Here is a 3,293-nt window from a genome sequence, read left to right as displayed (position 1 = left end):
GTTCGTGTCGAGCGTAGTCGAGACACGCCCGCGCGGCGTGTCTCGACTACGCTCGACACGAACGGCGGGGGAAGGGTTTGACAGGAGAAGGGTTCAACCCTTGAACTTCCGCACGGCAGAGGGCGGATGCCTGGCATGGAGCGCCTTGGCCCGTGCCGGTCGATCCAGCAGTTCGCCCCCGCAATTGGGGCAACGTTCGTCCAGCGCATCGGCGCAGGTGGTGCAGAACGTGCATTCGAACGAGCAGATGAACGCGCCGGGTGCCTCAGCGGGCAAGTCGCAGCCGCACTTTTCGCAATCGGGCCGCATCTCAAGCATACACAATCTCCGCTCACCCTGAGCTTGTCGAAGGGCTGTACTGTTCTTCGTGCGCCGAACCAAGCCAGAAGCAGGACGGTCCTTCGACAAGCTCAGGACTGGCGGGTCTGGTTATTGCGCTGCTTCCTTCACGGCCGCGCAGATCGCATCGACCACCTGTTCGACTTCGGCGGCATCATCGCCTTCGGCCATGACGCGGATCACGGGTTCGGTCCCGGACGGGCGGATCACCAGTCGGCCCCGGCCTGCGAGCTGCGCCTCGGCGGCAGCGATGACCGCCTGCACGCGTGGATCGTCCAGCGGCCCATTGTCTCTTGAGAATTGGCCGCCTGCAAAGCGCACGTTCTTGAGCAGTTGCGGCACCGGATCGAACAAGTGCAGCAGCTCGCTGGCTTTCTTGCCCGACTGGACCAGCGCGGCCAGCACTTGCAGCGCGGCAACGGTGCCGTCGCCGGTGGTGGCGTGATCGAGCATGATCATGTGGCCGGACTGTTCCCCGCCGACGTTGAAGCCGCCCGCCTTCATGGCTTCGAGCACATAGCGGTCGCCCACTTTGGCGCGGATCAGGTCCAGGCCCTGCGCGGCCAGAAACCGTTCCAGCCCCAGATTGGACATCACCGTGGCGACGATACCGCCGCCGCGCAGTGCCCCGCGCGCGGCCATCTGCGTGCCGATCAGCGCCATCAGCTGGTCGCCGTCCACGGTCTTGCCATGTTCATCGACCACGATCAGCCGGTCGGCATCGCCGTCCAGCGCAATGCCGATGTCCGCGCCGCTGGCGACCACGGTTTCCCTGACCAGTTCAAGGTGGGTCGATCCGCAGCGGTCGTTGATGTTCTTGCCGTTGGGGGACACCCCGATGGCGATCACTTCCGCGCCGAGTTCCCAGATGGCGGACGGCGCGACCTGATAGGCCGCGCCATTGGCGCAATCGACCACGATCTTCAGTCCGTCGAACCGGAGCGAATCCGGCAGCGAGCTTTTGACCGCGTGGATATAGCGTCCGCGCGCATCCTCGATCCGGCGGGCGCGGCCGATTTCGGGGGACGCGGCCAGCGGCAGATCCTGCGCCAGCATCGTCTCGATCGCCAGCTCATCCTCGTCCGACAGCTTGAAGCCGTCCGGGCCGAACAGCTTGATGCCGTTGTCCTCATACGGGTTGTGGCTGGCGGAAATCATCACGCCGACATCGGCGCGCAGTTCGCGTGTCAGCAGCGCGACCGCCGGGGTGGGCAGCGGCCCCAGCAGGATCACGTCCATCCCCACGCTGGTGAACCCCGCGACCAGCGCGTTTTCCAGCATATAGCCGGACAGGCGCGTGTCCTTGCCGATCACCACGCGGTGCTGGTGACTGCCGCGCATGAAATGCGTGCCAGCCGCCTGACCCACTTTCATTGCGGTCGCGGCGGTCATCACGCCTGCGTTGGTCTTGCCCCGGATCCCGTCCGTGCCGAAAAATTGCCGTCCCATCAGCGCCCTGTAGCATGAATTTGCTTCCAAATTGCTATGTCGCGCCGCACGGTTAATGTCACGCCAACAATAACCGACGCCAGCAACAACTGACAGGGGACCTTCCTTCATGACCACCGCCAGCCCGCCTGTCACCGGGACCAGCAGCTTCATTCCCGATGTGCGGGTGCCGGTGGCCTGGACACTTGGCGGACTGGGTGCGGGGCTGGCGCTGGGGATCGTGCTGGAAGGCCGCGCGGCGGCGGAATGGGTGCTGCCGCTGGCCGATCTGGTCGGCACGCTGTGGCTGCGCGCCTTGCAGATGACAATCGTGCCGCTGGTCGCCGCGCTGCTGGTGATCGGGATCGTCCAGACCGTGCTGGCCGCCCGCGCGGGCCGGGTGGCGCTGTTCTCGCTCGGCATGTTCGCCGCCGTGCTGACGACGGGAACAGTGTTCACCGCCTTTGCCATGCCTGCGTTGCTGGAAGCCGTGCCGATCCCCGAAAGCGCCGCCGCCGCGCTGCGCGCCGGCCTTGCCAGCGCCGCCCCGGCGGAAGTGCCGACGATCCTCGATTTCCTGAAATCGCTGATCCCGGCTAATATTTTCGCCGCCGCCGCCGAAACCGCGATGATCGCGATCATCGTGTTTTTCAGCCTGCTGGCGCTGGCCATCGTCCGCCTGCCCGATGCGCACCGGACGCTGATGGTGACGTTTTTCGAAGCGGTCACCGGCGCGATGCTGACGATCATCGGCTGGGTGCTGAAAGTTGCACCGGTGGGCGTGTTCGCGCTGTCGCTGCTGGTCGCGGGGCAAAGCGGTGCGGCCGCGCTGGGCGCGCTGGTGCATTACATCCTGTCAGTCGCGTCGATGGGGGCGGTGGTGCTGCTGCTGGCTTATGCGGTCGCGGTAGTGCTGGCGCGGCAATCGCTGGGCAAATTCGCGCGCGCGGTGCTGCCGGTGCAGGCGATGGCGATTTCAACGCAGTCCTCGCTCGCCAGCCTGCCCGCAATGCTGGCCGCCTGCCGCACGCTGGGTCTGCGCGATACGACCGGTGAGTTCGTTCTGCCGCTGGCGGTCGCGCTGTTCCGCGCGACCGGCCCGGCGATGAACCTGGGCGTGGCGATCTATGTTGCCAAGCTGGCCGGGATGGAACTGACCCCGCTGATGCTGGCGACCGGCGTGGTGGTGGCGCTGGCGACGACCATCGGCTCGGTCTCGCTCCCCGGCGCGATCAGTTTCGTGACCGCGATCGGCCCGATCGCGATTGCGATGGGCGTGCCGGTCGGGCCGCTGGCGCTGCTGGTCGCGGTGGAAGTGCTGCCCGATATCATGCGCACGGTTGGCAACGTGACGATGGACGTGGCGGCAGCAGCGACCGTGGACCGGCGCGCAGTGAAGGATTGAATTCTCATCCACTCCATCCGTTCGTGTCGAGCGTAGTCGAGACACGCCAGCGCCGCTGTGTATCGACAACGCTAGACACCAACGGGTAGGGGGGTGAGTTATTAAAAAACCATTTAGTAAA

At 65.8% G+C, this 3,293-nt stretch carries 3 protein-coding genes; 1 reads left to right on the top strand and 2 read right to left on the bottom strand.

Translation table 11 applies throughout. The annotated features are described in order from the left end of the window. Nucleotides 1-93: 93 nt before the first annotated feature. Nucleotides 94-318: a DUF1272 domain-containing protein gene (locus tag Q8Q53_RS09090; protein ID WP_305701450.1), complete on the bottom strand. Its 225-nt coding sequence runs from the start codon at nt 316-318 to the stop codon at nt 94-96. 111 nt (nt 319-429) lie between these two features. Further along, entirely contained in the window at nt 430-1,788 is a 1,359-nt protein-coding gene (gene glmM / locus Q8Q53_RS09085) for a phosphoglucosamine mutase (RefSeq protein ID WP_305701449.1), read from the bottom strand. Nucleotides 1,789-1,897: 109 nt separating this feature from the next. Here glmM and Q8Q53_RS09080 point away from each other — a divergent pair, with 109 nt between their 5' ends. Further along, nucleotides 1,898-3,172: a dicarboxylate/amino acid:cation symporter gene (locus Q8Q53_RS09080; RefSeq protein WP_305701448.1), complete on the top strand. Its 1,275-nt coding sequence runs from the start codon at nt 1,898-1,900 to the stop codon at nt 3,170-3,172. Nucleotides 3,173-3,293: the final 121 nt, after the last annotated feature.

The organism is Novosphingobium sp., from assembly GCF_030699305.1.
GTDB lineage: Bacteria > Pseudomonadota > Alphaproteobacteria > Sphingomonadales > Sphingomonadaceae > Novosphingobium.
This window is presented reverse-complemented; position numbering and strand designations above follow the sequence as displayed.